The sequence below is a fragment of the Arthrobacter glycogeni genome (assembly GCF_054511155.1).
Genome location: NZ_JBTNDE010000020.1, coordinates 1 through 15,728, shown reverse-complemented (window position 1 = coordinate 15,728; position 15,728 = coordinate 1). Strand labels below are relative to the sequence as shown.

The 15,728-nt window shown below is 65.3% G+C and carries 13 protein-coding genes and 1 pseudogene; 9 read left to right on the top strand and 5 right to left on the bottom strand.

Features of this window, described 5'->3' with window-relative positions; all coding sequences use genetic code 11:
• Positions 1–104: 104 nt before the first annotated feature.
• From mihF to ACX80O_RS13310, 6 genes and pseudogenes are all read left to right on the top strand, one after another.
• Complete coding sequence (gene mihF / locus ACX80O_RS13335) at positions 105–434, top strand: integration host factor, actinobacterial type (RefSeq protein ID WP_459307254.1); 330 nt, start codon at positions 105–107, stop codon at positions 432–434.
• 38 nt (positions 435–472) lie between these two features.
• Complete coding sequence (gene gmk / locus ACX80O_RS13330) at positions 473–1,042, top strand: guanylate kinase (protein WP_459307255.1); 570 nt, start codon at positions 473–475, stop codon at positions 1,040–1,042.
• 75 nt (positions 1,043–1,117) lie between these two features.
• Positions 1,118–1,381: a DNA-directed RNA polymerase subunit omega gene (gene rpoZ, locus ACX80O_RS13325; RefSeq protein WP_459307256.1), complete on the top strand. Its 264-nt coding sequence runs from the start codon at positions 1,118–1,120 to the stop codon at positions 1,379–1,381.
• Positions 1,359–2,672 (top strand): annotated as a pseudogene (gene coaBC, locus ACX80O_RS13320) (bifunctional phosphopantothenoylcysteine decarboxylase/phosphopantothenate--cysteine ligase CoaBC); the annotation flags it as partial. The gene rpoZ and the pseudogene coaBC, both read left to right, overlap by 23 nt.
• Positions 2,673–2,753: 81 nt before the next feature.
• On the top strand, positions 2,754–3,968 hold the full coding sequence (gene metK, locus ACX80O_RS13315) for a methionine adenosyltransferase (protein WP_459307258.1): 1,215 nt from the start codon (positions 2,754–2,756) through the stop codon (positions 3,966–3,968).
• A 1-nt stretch (position 3,969) separates the two neighbouring features.
• A complete protein-coding gene (locus ACX80O_RS13310) occupies positions 3,970–6,282 on the top strand; it encodes a primosomal protein N' (RefSeq protein WP_459333728.1) in 2,313 nt (770 codons plus the stop codon).
• A 16-nt stretch (positions 6,283–6,298) separates the two neighbouring features.
• Here the strand turns inward: ACX80O_RS13310 and ACX80O_RS13305 are convergent, their stop codons facing one another.
• The 4 genes from ACX80O_RS13305 to ACX80O_RS13290 are packed head-to-tail and all read right to left on the bottom strand — an operon-like array spanning position 6,299 to position 10,090.
• Entirely contained in the window at positions 6,299–7,411 is a 1,113-nt protein-coding gene (locus ACX80O_RS13305; RefSeq protein WP_459333727.1) for a glycosyltransferase family 4 protein, read from the bottom strand.
• Positions 7,408–8,304 carry an alpha/beta fold hydrolase gene (locus ACX80O_RS13300; protein WP_459333726.1) on the bottom strand — a complete coding sequence of 299 codons (897 nt, stop codon included), beginning with the start codon at positions 8,302–8,304 and terminating at the stop codon, positions 7,408–7,410. The genes ACX80O_RS13305 and ACX80O_RS13300 overlap by 4 nt, the downstream gene beginning before the upstream one ends.
• Before the next feature lie 3 nt (positions 8,305–8,307).
• Positions 8,308–9,144, bottom strand: coding sequence for an aldo/keto reductase (locus ACX80O_RS13295; protein ID WP_459307262.1), 837 nt, complete (start codon positions 9,142–9,144; stop codon positions 8,308–8,310).
• A gap of 28 nt (positions 9,145–9,172) precedes the next feature.
• Positions 9,173–10,090 carry a sugar-binding transcriptional regulator gene (locus ACX80O_RS13290; protein WP_459307275.1) on the bottom strand — a complete coding sequence of 306 codons (918 nt, stop codon included), beginning with the start codon at positions 10,088–10,090 and terminating at the stop codon, positions 9,173–9,175.
• 194 nt (positions 10,091–10,284) lie between these two features.
• Between ACX80O_RS13290 and ACX80O_RS13285 the strand changes: the two genes are divergently transcribed.
• From ACX80O_RS13285 to glpK, 3 genes are all read left to right on the top strand, one after another.
• Entirely contained in the window at positions 10,285–12,063 is a 1,779-nt protein-coding gene (locus ACX80O_RS13285; RefSeq protein ID WP_459333725.1) for a glycerol-3-phosphate dehydrogenase/oxidase, read from the top strand.
• Positions 12,064–12,197: 134 nt separating this feature from the next.
• The gene (locus ACX80O_RS13280) at positions 12,198–12,944 is read left to right on the top strand and encodes an MIP/aquaporin family protein (protein ID WP_459307264.1); all 747 of its coding nucleotides are present in this window, start codon (positions 12,198–12,200) and stop codon (positions 12,942–12,944) included.
• Between the two features lie 92 nt (positions 12,945–13,036).
• Positions 13,037–14,551, top strand: coding sequence for a glycerol kinase GlpK (glpK, locus tag ACX80O_RS13275; protein WP_459307265.1), 1,515 nt, complete (start codon positions 13,037–13,039; stop codon positions 14,549–14,551).
• Between the two features lie 240 nt (positions 14,552–14,791).
• On the opposite strand, the gene ACX80O_RS13270 is transcribed toward glpK, so the two are convergent.
• The coding region (locus ACX80O_RS13270) for an HNH endonuclease signature motif containing protein (protein WP_459333724.1) at positions 14,792–15,728 on the bottom strand (937 nt) is incomplete at its 5' end.

Below are 15,728 nucleotides of genomic sequence, written 5' to 3'. Positions count from 1 at the left end.
TTTTGGGACCTCAGTACAGATAGGTTCAGTGCAAGCCCATTCCACAAGAATCGCATTTTCCCGAGCGTTTAGCGCGGGACGGTGCCTACTGCAGGGGAGCACTTGTGAGCTTGAAGCCGCTATCGGACTCCGAACGGACGCGAGCGCGCGAGAAAGCCACAGCGGCCCGTGCCGTCAGGGCCGAACTGAAGGTGAAATTGAAAACCGGGGAGACCACCGTCGGCGACGTGGTCAACGGCATGTCCAGGGACGTGGCAGTGGGCCGCCTGAAAGTCATCGACCTGCTGAAAGCACTACCCGGCGTCGGCGAGGTGCGGGCAGCGGGCATCATGAACGACGTCGGCATCGCGGCGACACGCCGCGTGCGTGGGCTGGGAGTACACCAGCGCCGGGCCCTGATCGAACATTTAGCAAAGCAGGATCCTTCGCCCTGAACGGGGCGAAACCAGGAACCCTACAAGTGAGGAACCACGTGTCGCAGCCTCGGCTGACAGTACTCGCCGGGCCAACGGCCGTCGGTAAGGGAACCGTATCCACCTATATCCGCGACAATTATCCGCAGGTCTGGCTGTCGGTTTCGGCCACCACCAGACCAGCACGGCCGGGGGAGGTGGACGGCGTCCACTACTTCTTCGTCAGCAATGCCGAGTTTGACGACCTGGTGGCGTCGGAGCAGCTGCTGGAGTGGGCACTGGTGCACGGACGGAACCGGTACGGCACCCTCCGCCGGACGGTCGACGCCGCCATGGCCGACGGAAAGTCGGTGTTGCTGGAGATTGATCTGCAAGGCGCACGGCAGGTCAAAATGTCAATGCCTGAAGCAAATTTCGTGTTCCTGTCCCCTCCCAGCTGGGAGGAAATGGTGCGCCGGTTGGTTGGCCGCGGAACCGAAACCGAGGAGGAACAGCAGCAACGGCTGGAAACCGCTAAACTAGAACTTGCTGCGGAACCTGAATTCGATCACACGGTGGTCAATGACAGTGTTCAGCGGGCAGCGGACGAGCTTGTATCACTGATGGGATTGAGCCCTCTCGAGCGCTAGACAGGCGACCCGGAAGCTCGGCAGCCACCAACAATCTGAACCATTTACACAATCTGAACCATTTACGGAGTATTTGTGTCAACACAGCCTGAAGGCATCATCAACCCGCCGATCGACTCCCTGCTGGAGGCGTCGGACTCGAAGTATGCCCTGGTGATCTACGGTGCCAAGCGTGCCCGCCAGATCAACGCGTACTACTCCCAGCTCCACGAGGGTCTGTTCGAGTATGTTGGGCCGCTGGTCGACACCCGCCTGAACGAAAAGCCACTCTCGATCGCCCTGCGCGAAATCAACGAGGGCATGCTCGTCTCCACGCCGGTCGAACCCACCGAGCAGTAACAACGCATCACCTAACCACGTGCGCATAATTCTCGGAGTCGGGGGAGGGATCGCCGCCTATAAGGTGGCTTCCCTCCTCCGACTTTTTACCGAAGCGGGGCACGACGTCACGGTGATCCCCACCGACGCCGCCACGCGGTTCGTGGGAACCGCGACCTGGGAGGCCCTTTCCGGCAACCCGGTCAGCAACAGCGTGTTCGACGATGTCGACAAGGTCAATCACGTCCGGCTGGGGCAGCACGCCGACCTGGTCGTCGTCGCGCCCGCCACCGCCGACCTCCTCGCCCGGGCGGCCGCCGGACTTGCCAACGATCTGTTGACTGGGACCCTGCTGATGGCCAGCTGTCCCGTCCTGATGGCACCGGCCATGCACACCGAAATGTGGCATCACCCGGCCACCGTCGCCAACGTGGCGACCCTCCGAAACCGTGGCATCGTCGTGCTCGATCCCGCCTCCGGACGGTTGACCGGCACCGATTCGGGCGCGGGCAGGCTGCCCGAACCCGCCGCCATTTACGCTGCCGCACTGGCCGCGCATGGTGCAGCGCGCGGCGCCTCAGCAGATCGTCCCACGGGCGATGGCACAGCCAACGGTTCGCTCGCCGGACGCCGCGTGGTGATCACCGCCGGCGGCACCCGTGAACCGATCGATCCGGTCCGTTACCTCGGCAACCGCTCCTCGGGGAAACAGGGCATGGCCCTGGCCGCCGCTGCCCTCGCCGAGGGGGCGACCGTTGAGCTGATTGTCGCCCACGTTGAAGTCGCCGCGCCCGACGGCGTCGAACTGGTGCAGGTGGAGACCGCCGAGGAGCTGAGGATCGCCACCCTTAGCGCAGCCAAGCAAGCCGACGTGCTGATCATGGCCGCAGCGGTCGCCGACTTCCGCCCCGCGGACCCGGTACTCACCAAAATCAAGAAGCGAACCGACGGCGTCGACCCGGTGATCACGCTGGTGCGCACCCCCGACATCCTGCGGGAAGCAGTTGAACAACGCAGTGCCGAGCAGCGTGGTGCGGCAGGTGCCGGACCGGTCATCGTCGGGTTCGCTGCCGAAACCGGCGACCCCACCGGAAACCCTCTGGACCATGCGTGGGAGAAGCTGACACGCAAAGGCTGCGACTACCTGGTGCTGAATCAGGTGGGCGACGGCAAGGTGTTCGGCCGTGATGACACGATCGCAACCATCCTCGACGCCGGCGGCGCCGAACCTGTTGAGGTTATCGGTACCAAAGCCGACGTAGCCGCGGCCGTGGTGGCCCGGGTAGCAGCAGCCCTGTCGGGTCGCGGCTAGTCTCGCGCCAGTCACGCAGTCCCGCACACAGTCCGTCACCCAACCCGCCATCCTGTCGGTCGAACCAAGTAGAGTGATCAAGTGAATTCAGCCAATCCCGTCCGCAGCGACCTGCGCCTGTTTACCTCGGAATCTGTCACCGAAGGCCACCCGGACAAGATCTGTGACCAGATTAGCGATGCCATCCTCGACGCCATGCTGGCAAAGGACCCTAAATCACGGGTCGCAGTAGAAACCCTCGTCACTACAGGCCTGGTCCACGTTGCAGGCGAGGTCACCACCGAGGCATACGTCGAAATCCCCGAACTGGTGCGTCAGACCCTGCTGGGGATCGGCTACGACTCGTCAGCCAACGGATTTGACGGCGCACGCTGCGGCGTGTCGGTGTCGATTGGCCAGCAGTCACCCGAAATCGCCAACGGTGTGTTCAACTCGCTGGAGACCCGGCAGGGAACCGGGCTGGACCCCTACGACGCGCAGGGCGCCGGCGACCAGGGCATCATGTTCGGGTATGCCAGCGACGAGACCTCGGTGCTCATGCCGACCCCCATCTGGTTGGCACACCGCCTGTCCGAACGCCTGACGAACGTCCGCAAGGATGGCACCCTCGACTATCTCCGTCCCGACGGCAAGACCCAGGTCACCATAGGCTACGACGGAGACGTCCCCGTCTCGGTGGATTCCGTCGTCGTGTCGTCCCAGCACGCGCAGGGTGTCGACCTGGAGCAGTTACGGGCCGACCTCGTCACCCATGTCATTGACCCGGTCCTGGCGGCGTCCGAACTGGACGTCAGCAAGGTCCGTCACATTCTCAACCCCGGCGGCGACTTCGTTATCGGTGGCCCGGTCGGCGACGCCGGCCTGACCGGACGCAAGATCATCGTCGACACCTACGGCGGCATGGCCCGCCACGGCGGTGGCGCCTTCAGCGGCAAGGACCCCTCGAAGGTGGACCGCTCGGCAGCCTACGCCATGCGGTGGGTGGCGAAGAATGTTGTCGCCGCCGGACTGGCACGGCGCGCCGAAATTCAGATCGCCTACGCGATCGGCATGGCGCAGCCCGTGGGCATCTACGTCGAAACCTTCGGCACCGAGACCGTCGACCCAGCCGCCATCGGCAAAGCCATTCGCGAGGTCTTCGACCTGCGTCCGCTCGGCATCATCAACGCCCTGGATCTGCTGCGCCCGATCTACCAGAAGACCGCCGCGCACGGCCACTTCGGGCGCGAGGATGTCGGGTTCAACTGGGAACTCACTGACCGCGTGGACAAGCTGCGGAGCTACTTCAACGCCTAGGATGCGGCCATCCGGCAACGGCAACGGGTCCGGGTCCGGGTCCGGGCTCGGCGGCAGTCGACAGACCCCGCGGCGCGGCGTGCCCCCAGCTACCGGCGGCCCCCTGAAACGACCGGAGGGCTCGGGCAGTGGGGGAGCCGTCCAGCTGTCGCTGCTGCAGGGATTCCCGACGGCGCCGCATGCCCTGGGCGCCCCGGTGCCCGCTGGGGACCTCCCGGTGGCCCAGGTCATTCTCGATTCACCGTTGCCGCACCTCGACCGGGTGTTCGACTATTCAGTGCCCGAGGAACTCGCCGCGCCAGCCCAGCCCGGGGTGCGGGTCAAGGTGCGCTTCAGCGGGCGGGAGCACACCGGGTTCATCGTTGAACGATCGGCCACCAGCGACAGCACCACCCGGCTACTGCCGCTGCTGAAGGTCCTGTCGGAGCAGCGGGTCCTCACCCCGGAGGTGCTGGCTCTCAGCCGGGCCATCGCGGCTCGCTATGCCGGCACCGTCAGCGACGTACTGAAGGTTGCCATCCCGCCCCGAATGGCGAGGGTCGACACGGCTTTTGCTGCCGCGGCCGAACCAGCCGCCTTCGAACCGCCCGCCGTCGACCTGCCCACCACTGACCTCCTCGCCGTCGACCTCCCCACCACTGACTCGTCCGCCACTGACCCGGCTGATCCCCAGGCTGCCGTGGAACCACTCCTCGGCCGTTACGCCAACGGAGCCAGCTTTCTCCGGCACCTGGCCGCCGGGCACAGCCCCCGCGCGGTGTTGACCAGCCTCGGCGGGTACGGGCCGCGGGATTGGCCGGCCGAAATTGCCGAAGCAGTCGCCGCGGTCTGGCACACGGGACGCGGCGCCGTCGTGGTCGTCCCCGACCAGCGGGACCTGGCACGGGTCGAGGCGGCACTCGACCACCGGCTGGGTGCCGGGAAGGTGGCACGGCTGACCGCCGAGGACGGGCCAACCCCGCGGTACCGCAACTTCCTGAAGCTTCTCAACGGGCAGGTGCGGGTGGCGGTCGGTACCCGATCGGCGGCCTACGCCCCGGTTCAGGACCTGGGCCTGGTGTGCGTGTGGGACGACGGCGACGACCTTCACCAGGAGCAGCGGGCGCCCTACCAGCACATTCGCGAAGTGTTGCTGCTCCGCGCCGAGCAGGAGGGCTGCGCAGCGTTGCTCGCGGCCGGATCGCAGAGCACGGAGGCGCACCGGTTGGTGTCCACGGGCTGGGCACAGGCTATCGCCGCCGACCGTTCCGAGGTCCGACGGAGCGCGCCGCGGGTTGTGCACACGGGGGACGAGTTTCAGCTGGCCCGGGATCCGCTCGCTGCCCGCGCCCGAATTCCTCATGCCGCGTGGCAGGCCGCTTCCGAGGGGCTGGCCCGCGGCCCCGTCTTACTCCAGGTGGCCCGCACCGGTTTTTCGCCGGCTCTGGCCTGTGAGGACTGCCGCGAACCGGCGCGCTGTAGTGCGTGCACCGGGCCGCTCGCCCAGACCGGCCGCGGCGGTGCCCCCGGGTGCCGGTGGTGCGGAAAACCCGACCCGCACTGGACCTGCGCCAACTGCGGCAGCCCACGGCTGCGCGCGACGGTCGCCGGTGCCACCCGGACCGCCGAGGAGCTGGGGCGGGCCTTCCCCGGCGCGAAGGTGTACTCCTCCGCCGGCGAACACATCCTCGACACCGTGCCCAACACGCCAGCGGTGGTGGTGGCCACCCCGGGCGCCGAACCGCTGGCAGAGGGCGGCTACGCGGCGGTGATTCTGCTGGACGGCTCAGCGATGCTGTCCCGCGAATCCTTGCGGGCGGGGGAGGACACCCTGCGACGGTGGTTTACCGCCGCCTTGCTGGCCCGCCCTGCTCCCGACGGCGGGCTGGTGGTGATCACCGCCGATGATTCGACCGCGGTCGGGCACCTGGTGCGCTGGGACCCGCAGGGGGCAGCGGGGCGCGAACTCTCCACCCGGACCGACCTGGGGTTGCCGCCCGCCGTCCGGTTCGCCGCACTGACCGGATCCCGGGAGGCGCTGGCGGCCTTTACCGGGGGCCTCGACTCGGGGCTTTTCCTGCGCATTGTCGGTCCCATGCCCATCCCAGGGCAGACCGGTCGCGCCGCGGGCGGACGGCCGGCAGGACAAGGCCAACGAGCCGACAAAGCCGATACACAGACCTCCAGCGCGGATCAGCACCGGCTGTTGTTGTTCTTCAGCTACCGCAGCGCGCCCGCGGCGACCGCGTGGCTGAAGGCCCGCAAGGCGGCCATGTCAGCCAAAGCGACTACCGAACCCGTACATATCCGCTGTGACGCTGCCGACCTCATCTAGCCAAGCGGGACAATCCTCATCCGCCGAAGCTCAGCCACCGGCGCCACCGCGCCCGGCAGGCATGCTCGACCGTGGCAATAGCGGCAGCCTCAAGCAACTGCTCGGCCGACCGGTCCCAGGAATAGGTCCCCGCCTGCGCACGGCCCGCAGACGACGCCCGCTCCCACCGTTCGTGTTCCGCCAGGGCACGGACAGCCGCAGTAAACTGAGCCGGCTGATCGGGGTCGACGTAGAGGGCAGCATCCCCTCCGACCTCCCTGAAGATCGGGGTGTCCGCGGCAATCACCGGAGTTCCGGCGGCCATGGCCTCGATGATCGGGAGGCCATACCCTTCGGCGCGGGACAAGGTCACCAGCGCGGCGGCCGAGCGCAGCAGCTGTTGGTAGTCCTCATCGCTGACCCCGTTGTGGAAGGTGACCCGCTGGCCCGGCGGGATCAACCTTTCCAGTTCGCCGCGGCGATCATCGGTGATCCGGCTGAGCAGGTGCAGCGTGTACCCGTCGAGACCACGCATTCCCGTGACGATTGACTCAACATTCTTGTACGGCATGAACGACCCCATGTAGAGCAGATCCCGCCCGGGTTTGACACCGGGTGCGCGGACCATCGTGTCGGCCTGCGGCGCGTTTCCGACCAGCCGCGCCGGGCGGCGGGTCAGCCGATGCTCAGCCATCAGCTGACGGGTGGTCTCGGAGATGGTGGCGACGACGTCGGCCCGGTTGAGCAGCAGCCGCTGCGGCCAGTACGCCAGATGGTAGAGCCGCCAGAGTGCCCTGACCGGTAGGGGCAGAAAACCTGGCGGTTGTGGGTTCTGGTAGTAGATCAGGTCGTGCAGGGTGAGCACAAGGGGATAGGTTCGGCCCCAGCTGCCCATCGTCTGCATCGGGCAGACGACGACGTCGGGCCGCAGGCGGTTGATCCGGGCCGCCACGAACAGCTCGCCCGGGGACAGGGGGGAGTTGATCATGACGTAGGGGACGTCGGGAAGGAGTTTCAGCTGGCGCCGGTCGGAAATCAGCATCACCACCTCGGCGCGCTCCGCTGCCGCTGCGATCAGGCTGGCGCCGTAGCGGCTGATGCCGTCGTGCTGATCGAGCCGGGTGAACCGGGCGTCGAACAGGATCCTCATCGGAGGGTTTCCTCGAGGAAGGTGTTGATGAGTCCAGCAGCCTCGCGGGGGGTCTCATAGTGCACCAGATGTCCCACCCGCTCTATGATTTCCAGCCGGCAGTTGGCGATCATCGCGGCGAGTGCCCGCTGACCGGTGACCGACCCCAGGTCGTCCTTCTCTGCCGCGACCAGCAGCACCGGCACCGCGAGCTGCGCCGCGCTGTCCCTGACCGTCCCGGTGATCGATGCTTGGAACGCTTCAAGCAGCACGCGGCGGCTGGCGAACGTACTGAAGTAGCTCAGATGCTGGCCATGAATATATTTGCGCAGGGTGCGATCCCGGGTTTTGGCCATTAGGGAACTCATTCCGAGGACGATCAGCGGATTACCGAGCAGGGCCAAGCCCAGTTTTTCGGGGAGGGCTGCCCCCGCCCGGTAATAGAGGGCTGCCAGCTTCGAGGCCCACCGGTTGGAGCCCTCCAGCGCTGGTTCGCAGATCGGGTTGATGAGGACCAGGGCGGCGATCGCCGTCGGGTGCGCCCCCGCCCATCGGGCCGCCACAATGGACCCGAACGAGTGCCCCAGGAGCACCAAGCCGTTGCCCAGCCCGAGCGCGGCGACGCTGAAGCCGACGAAATCGGCGTACGCGTCGACGTCGTGCACCCCGTCCAGCGGCTCCGACTGGCCAAACCCGGGCAGGTCGGGGACGACGATCCGGTGGGCAGGGAGTTCTTCGATGACGCGGAGCAGACCGTGGTGGTCGCCCCTGAAACCGTGCACCATGAAGATGGTGGGCCCCGCCGGGTCCGTGCCGGCTACCGGCGGGAAGTCCCAAAAGTGCTGGGCTGCACCGCGGTAGGAAAGGGTGACCACTGTGGCCTCGCGGGTCACAGTGATGGCGGGGGTGGGCACGACCTAGTTCACCCGGTCCGGGTGTGAACCGAAGCGGGTGTCCCGATCGAGGGCCGCAAGCGCTTCAAGGTGTTGGGGGCTGAGGTCGAACCCGTAGACGTCGAGGTTGCTGGCGATCCGCTCCCGGCTGCTCGCCTTGGGGAGGACCGCATGGCCGGACTGCACCTGCCAGCGCAGTACCACCTGGGCGGGCGTCCGACCCAGCTCGGTAGCGATCCGGCTGATTACCGGGTCGGCCAGGATGGCACCCCGGCCCAGCGGACTCCAGGCCTGGGTGATGATGCCGTGAGTGTCGTGGAACCGACGTAACGCGTGCTGCTGAAGGTAGGGGTGCAACTCGACCTGGTTGATGGCGGGGACCACCGATGTTTCAGCGAGCAGCCGTTCAAGGTGTGGAAGCTGGAAGTTGGACACCCCGATGGCCCGCACCCGGCCGTCGTGATACAGCTGTTCCAGCGCACGGAACGTATCGACGTAGAGGTCTTTGTCCGGGCAGGGCCAGTGGATCAGAACCAGGTCAATGGTGTCCAGGCCAAGCGCCTGCTGGGAGGAATCGAAGGCACGAAGGGTCGAGTCGTACCCGTGGTTCTCGTTCCACACCTTGGTGGTGACGAAGACGTCAGCGCGCTCCAGCCAGCCGGCGGCGACGGCGTCGCGGACCGCGCGGCCCACTCCCGGCTCGTTGCCGTACATCGCCGCGGTGTCGATGGTGCGGTAGCCGGCCTCCAGTGCCAGGGCGCACAGGTCTCGCGTCGTCCCGGGTGGCACCTTGTACACCCCGTAGCCGATCTGGTCGATCTGTACCCCGTTGTTGAGAGCAATTTTCGGCGCCTTATGCATACCTCGACAATACCGAAACCGGCGTGGGTCAGCGTGACCCGCCGTGCACCAACCGTCGTGCCGAGCCCTCATCAAGGATCAGATCGGTGGCGAGCCCGGCCGCCAGTGCGCCGCGCAGCCCATTGATCTTCGTCTCACCCGACACCACGCAGATCCGCCGGCGCACCTGCCTGAGCAAGTCGAGTTCGGGTCCGGTGCTGCGCTGGTTGAGGAGGACGTCGCTGTGCGAACCGTCGGCCCTGAAGAACATGGTTGCCACATCGCCGACCACCCGGTGCTCCTCAAGCGTCCGCAGGTCGTCGTCGTCGAGATAGCCGCCGGAGTACACGTGGCTGGGAATGCCGGAACCAATCGAACCGACCCCGAAAATGGCCATCGTCATCCGCCGCTGGAGGTCGAGAATCCGCAGAACGCTACGCTCCGCCCACATCGCGGTCTTGGTTTCGGCGTGATCGAAGAAGGCGGGGACCGGGAACTGTTCCACCCGGGCACCGTAGGCCTGGCCAAACCGGCGCAGGATCTCGCTGGCATAGGTGATCCCGGTGGTCTGCGTGTTGCCCGCGCCGTTGAGCTGCACGATGGTGCTGTCATGGGTGACCTTGCGGGTCAGGTGGTAGCTGACAGCGCTCACGGTTGAGCCCCAGGCCACACCGATGACGGCGTTGGAATCGACGAGAGGGCCGATGGTGCGCGCCGCCTGGATGGCGACGCGGTCCAGCACTTCGGAGTCGCTGACGATGTCGGTCACCGGGACCACATGGGCTTCCACCCCATACTGGCGCCGGATTTGCTGTTCCAGGGACGGTGCCCGCTGCAGCGGGTTGTTCACCTGGATCTGCACCAGACCGGTTTCCCGGGCCATCGACAGCAGCCGCGAGACCGTCGACCGCGAGGTCCGCAGCTCGCGTGCGATGGCGTTCATGGTCAGGTCCTGCAGGTAGTACATCTGGGCTGCCCGGAGGGCATCGCCGCTCCTTGACCGTTTGACGTCCTGAGCGGAAGATTGTGCAGCAGGGTCGGTTCTTTCAGTGTCGGGTTGAACGTTCATCGCCAAATCCTCCGTCTCTCGTGCACGTATGTGCAACACCATTGACTATTATTCCCAGCATTTCAAGAATAGGTGGGACGGCTGCGGATGCAATGCGGCCGATTATTGTTGAGGAGATTGTTTTGGCTGAATCCGCCGGTGCGAATGGTGCCGCCAGTACGCCCGCTGAACGGCCAGGGGTGCAGCAGCTGAAGAAGACGCCCCGGGCCTCCGTCCTGATCATCGGTGGCGGGATCAACGGCGTGGGAACGTTCAGGGACCTTGCACTGCAGGGCGTCGATGTCACCCTGGTGGAGCGTGGCGACTATTGTCAGGGAGCGTCGGGGGCTTCCTCCCACATGATCCACGGCGGAATCCGGTACCTCGAGAACGGCGAGTTCCGGCTGGTCCGCGAATCAGTGGTGGAGCGCAATGCCTTGCTGAAGACGGCACCCCACTACGTCAAACCGCTCCAAACCACCATCCCCATCTTCAGCACGTTCTCCGGAATCCTCGCCGCGCCGCTGCGGTTCCTCACCCACCGCCAGCACGGCCAGCCGCGCGAGCGGGGTGCCTTCCTGATCAAGGCGGGCCTGACCATGTACGACTGGTTCTCGCGGGACGGCGGGGCCGTCCCACGTCACCGGTTTGCCGGTCGCCGGGTGTCCCTGGCCCAGCTTCCTGATCTACGGCCCGATGTGCGGTACACGGCTACCTACTTCGACGCGTCGGTGCACAACCCCGAACGGATGACCCTTGACGTCCTCCGCGACGGTCTTGCCGCTAACCCCGAGGCCCGGGCCACCAACTATGTGAGCGCCATCGGGCGCGACAATGGTTCGGTGCTGCTGCGGGACGAACTCACCGGTGAGGAATTCAGCTTCGCGGCCGACGTCGTCGTCAATGCGACGGGCGCCTGGGTTGACGGGACCAACGATGCGCTCGGCGAGGCCAGCACGTTCATGGGTGGCACCAAGGGCTCGCATATCGTCCTGGATCACCCCGAACTGCTGGCGGCCTGCGCGGGCCGCGAGATTTTCTTCGAACACACCGATGGCCGCATCGTGCTGGTCTACCCGATCGGGGATCGCGTGCTGGTGGGGACCACCGACATCGACACCGATCTGGATACGCCGCCCGTCTGTACCCCCGAAGAGGTTGACTACTTTATCGAGCTGATCGGGCAGGTGTTCCCGTCGATCGTTGTCCAGCCGGCCGACGTCGTCTTCAGCTTCTCCGGCGTCCGCCCGTTGCCGCGGCACGACGACACGCAGCCGGGCTTCGTGTCACGCGACTACCGGATTGAGAAGCGGCAGGATCACTCGGGCGGCCGGGCGGTGACCACGCTGAGCCTGGTCGGCGGCAAATGGACCACCTTCCGCGCCCTGTCCGAGCACATGACCAACGATGTCCTGGCCATCCTGGGGAAACAGCGCACGACGACGACCGCAGGCCTCGCGATCGGCGGCGGACGGGGATTCCCCACTACGCCGTCCGGTGAAAAGGCCTGGGTGACCGCTCACCTCGAACCGGGGCTGTCAGCCGCTCGGGTAGAGGTCCTGTTGACCCGGTACGGGACCCGCGCCGTCGACGTCATGGACTATTTGCGGGCCGGCGCCGACCAGCTTTTGATGTCCACTCCAGAACTCAGCCGCCGCGAGCTGGCCTACATGGTGGATCACGAGCAGGTGGGCCACGTAGTGGATGTACTGATTCGCCGGACGTCGATCGCCTTCAGGGGACTGGTGACCAGCGAGTTGCTGCAGGAACTCGCCGAAGTGCTTGCCCCCCTGCTGGGCTGGAGCGGCGATACAGTATTCGCAGAGATCGAACTGGCTGAACGGGTGCTGCGGGAATGGCACACAGTTCCCAGCGAAGATTTGGTTGCGTAGCCCGTACCTGGCGCGCAGCTGATTGTCGCTCCCTGAGCGGCTGTAGGACCAACGGCAGCAGTTGCCGGGGGGAGCAATCGACCCCAGCCCAACGGGTTGGGGTCGACAAAAATGAATAGTTAGAGGAGTCAAAGATGTCTCTGGAAGCATTCGTTGCCGAAATGTTCGGCACCATGTTGCTGCTGTTGCTCGGTACAGGCGTCGTTGCCAACGTCGCGTTGGCCGGTACCAAGGGCAACAACGGCGGATTTCTGATGGTCAACTTCGGGTGGGGCCTGGCGGTGTTCGCGGGCGTGTATGTCGCGGCGCTTTCGGGTGCGCACCTGAATCCTGCCGTCACTGTCGGCCTGCTGGTCAATTCCGATATCGCCACGCTTGGACCGGATATCGACAAGTCGTTCGTCAACGTACTGGCGTACTTCGCGGCTCAGCTACTCGGCGCCATGATTGGTGCCGTGTTGTGCTGGCTCGCGTACAAGCAGCACTTCGACGCCGAACCCGACCCAGCAAACAAGTTGGGCGTATTCTCCACTGGCCCAGCGATCCGTTCGAACGCCTGGAACCTGATGACGGAAATCATCGGCACCTTCGTGCTGGTGTTCGTGGTGATTGCCTTCGCGGGAACTCCGTCAGGGCTTGGCCCGCTGGCCGTCGCGCTCTTGGTGGTTGGCATCGGCGCATCGCTGGGTGGACCTACCGGCTACGCCATCAACCCGGCACGTGACCTCGGGCCGCGCATTGTGCATGCGCTCCTTCCCATCAAGGGTAAGGGCGGCAGCGACTGGGGTTACTCCTGGGTTCCAGTAGTCGGTCCACTGATTGGTGGTGTGCTGGGCGGCCTGGTCGCCATGCTGGTCACCCTTCCGGCAGTGACCTCCTAGCAGAGGTTGCCAGTTAGAAACCTTCGGGCGGCGGTTTTGCAACCGTGCGCACGGACACCATTTACCGACAGAAACTCAAAGAGGAGCACTACATGTCGAAGTACGTTATAGCGATTGACCAGGGCACCACCTCCAGCCGGGCGATCGTCTTCGATCACAGCGGGAACATCGTGTCCTCAGGTCAGAAGGAACACGAGCAGATCTTCCCCAAAGCCGGCTGGGTGGAGCATGATCCCATCGAGATCTGGAACAACACCAGGGAGGTTATCGGCAACGCATTGTCGAAGGCGAACCTGACGCGGCACGATATTGCCGCCGTCGGCATCACCAACCAGCGTGAGACGGCGGTGGTCTGGGACAAGACCACCGGACAGCCTGTCTATAACGCGATTGTCTGGCAGGACACCAGGACGCAGCCCATCGTCGACGAACTGGCGGCTGATGGGGGTGTGGAGCGGTTTAAGCAGCAGGTAGGGCTTCCGCTGGCTACCTACTTCTCGGGCACCAAGATCAAGTGGATCCTTGACAATGTTGAGGGAGCTCGGGCGAAGGCTGAGGCCGGGGACCTGATCTTCGGCAACACCGACTCGTGGGTCACCTGGAACCTCACCGGTGGCACCGATGGCGGCGTGCACATTACCGACGTCACCAATGCCTCGCGGACCATGTTCATGGACCTGGAAACCTTAGCCTGGGACGACGGCATTCTTGCAGCGTTCGGCGTACCGAAGTCCATGATGCCGGAGATCAAGTCGTCTTCGGAGGTTTACGGGACGGTCCATACGTCGCAGTTGCTGCGTGAGGTCCCGGTCTCCGGCATCCTTGGCGACCAGCAGGCGGCGACCTTTGGTCAGGCGGCGTTCGAGAAGGGCGGGGCCAAGAACACCTACGGCACCGGAAACTTCATGATCGTCAACACTGGTGAGGAGATTGTTCATTCCAAGAACGGGCTTCTGACCACAGTTTGCTACAAGCTCGGTGATGCCAAGGCCGTTTATGCCCTGGAGGGGTCGATCGCTGTCACTGGGTCGTTGATCCAGTGGCTCCGGGACAACCTGGGCATCATCAAGTCGGCACCTGAGGTGGAACAGCTAGCCGAGACGGTCGAGGACAATGGTGGCGTTTACATCGTGCCAGCGTTCTCCGGGCTGTTTGCGCCGTACTGGCGTGGTGAAGCCCGCGGCGCGATTGTGGGACTGACCCGGTTCGTCAACAAGGGGCATATTGCCCGGGCGGCTCTCGAAGCCACTGCGTTTCAGACCCGTGAGGTCCTCGACGCGGCAAATGCCGACTCCGGAGTGGACATGGAGGATCTGCGGGTCGACGGCGGCATGGTGGCCAATGATGCGCTGATGCAGTTCCAGTCCGACATCCTGGGCATCCCGGTGATCCGTCCCAAGGTTACCGAGACCACAGCGTTGGGTGCAGCCTACGCGGCTGGTCTGGCAGTGGGGTTCTGGAAGGACACCGACGAACTGGCCACCAACTGGGCCGAAGACAAGCGGTGGACGCCCTCCATGGATACCGGAGAGCGTGACCGCCAGATGCGCCTCTGGAAGAAGGCAGTCACACGCACGTTCGACTGGGTCGACGAGGACGTGAAGTAGGGCCAATTCCCCTTCACCATCACCCTAGCGTCGTTTCACAGTAGGGGCGGTGGCCATCTTTCCGGATGGCTACCGCCCCTACTGTGCGTCCCGGCCAGTCGGTTTCCCGATGGTCGGCCGACTGCCCCCTCCGCCGAGAACTTAGCTATGGCGGGCTGAGACTCAGCGGGCTGACGGCGTTCTGAGGGCGAGTTCACGAACTCACACTTCGGCGCACGTCAGTAGGAGAGTCATGCCGGATCAGAACGGTGGTGGGGTTTCTGGTCGCGGTGGTGGTGGTGGTGGTGTGGGTGGTGGGTTGGGTTTGGTGGTGTAGGTTTCTCCGGCGGGGGAGATCGCGATGATCGTCCCTGGTTCGGGTTGGGTGTAGTGCCAGAAACCCTCCGTTTTGAACATGTGGTGACGTTTACAGAGCGCTGCAAGATTTAAGTAACTGGTCGTCCCGCCCCTAGCCCAGGGGATCGTGTGGTCGAGTTCGCAGAACTCGGCCAGCCTGTTGCACCCCGGATGCCGACAGGTCCCGTCTCTGACTCTCACAGCATCTTGGAGGTCTTTGGGGACCCGGTACGTGGTTGCATCAGCCCCGAGCCTGGCCCCCGTGTGGGGGTGGGTGAGGATCCTGGTGAATGACGGCGCGTGCCCGGCGAGTTTGCGGGCAGTGTCCGGGTCGATCGGCCCGTACCCTTCGAGCTCACCCGGCGCATCCCCACCCATGAGGGTCTGCACCGGGACCGTCACGAAGACCTTCGCCTGCACACCCCAAAACTGGTTGCCCTCCCGCGACTGGTTGCCCTCCCCGGACTGGTTGCCCTCCCCGGACTGGTTGCCTTCCCGCGACTGGTTGCCCTCGCCGGGTGCTTCGGCCTGTGACCCGGCCCGTGATCGGGTAAGAGAATCACCGGTAGCCCTCTCAGGGTTGGTCTCACCAACGGATTCGGGGCCGGCGCTGGTGAGGGCGTCGATGAGGACGTCAGCCCTGAGTTGGGTGAGGGTGCGGGGTTCGTCGGGGCCCTGTAAGTTCCGGGCAGCAGTATCGACCCGGTGGTAGATCCCCGCGGCTTGCTCGGTCGGTAGGAATGCTTGGAGCCAGGCCATCCCGTCCTGGGCCGGGTCCAGATACACGCGGCGGTCCTGGACAGCCTTGCGATGCCGGCTACTAATCGACTCGGGGTGCAGG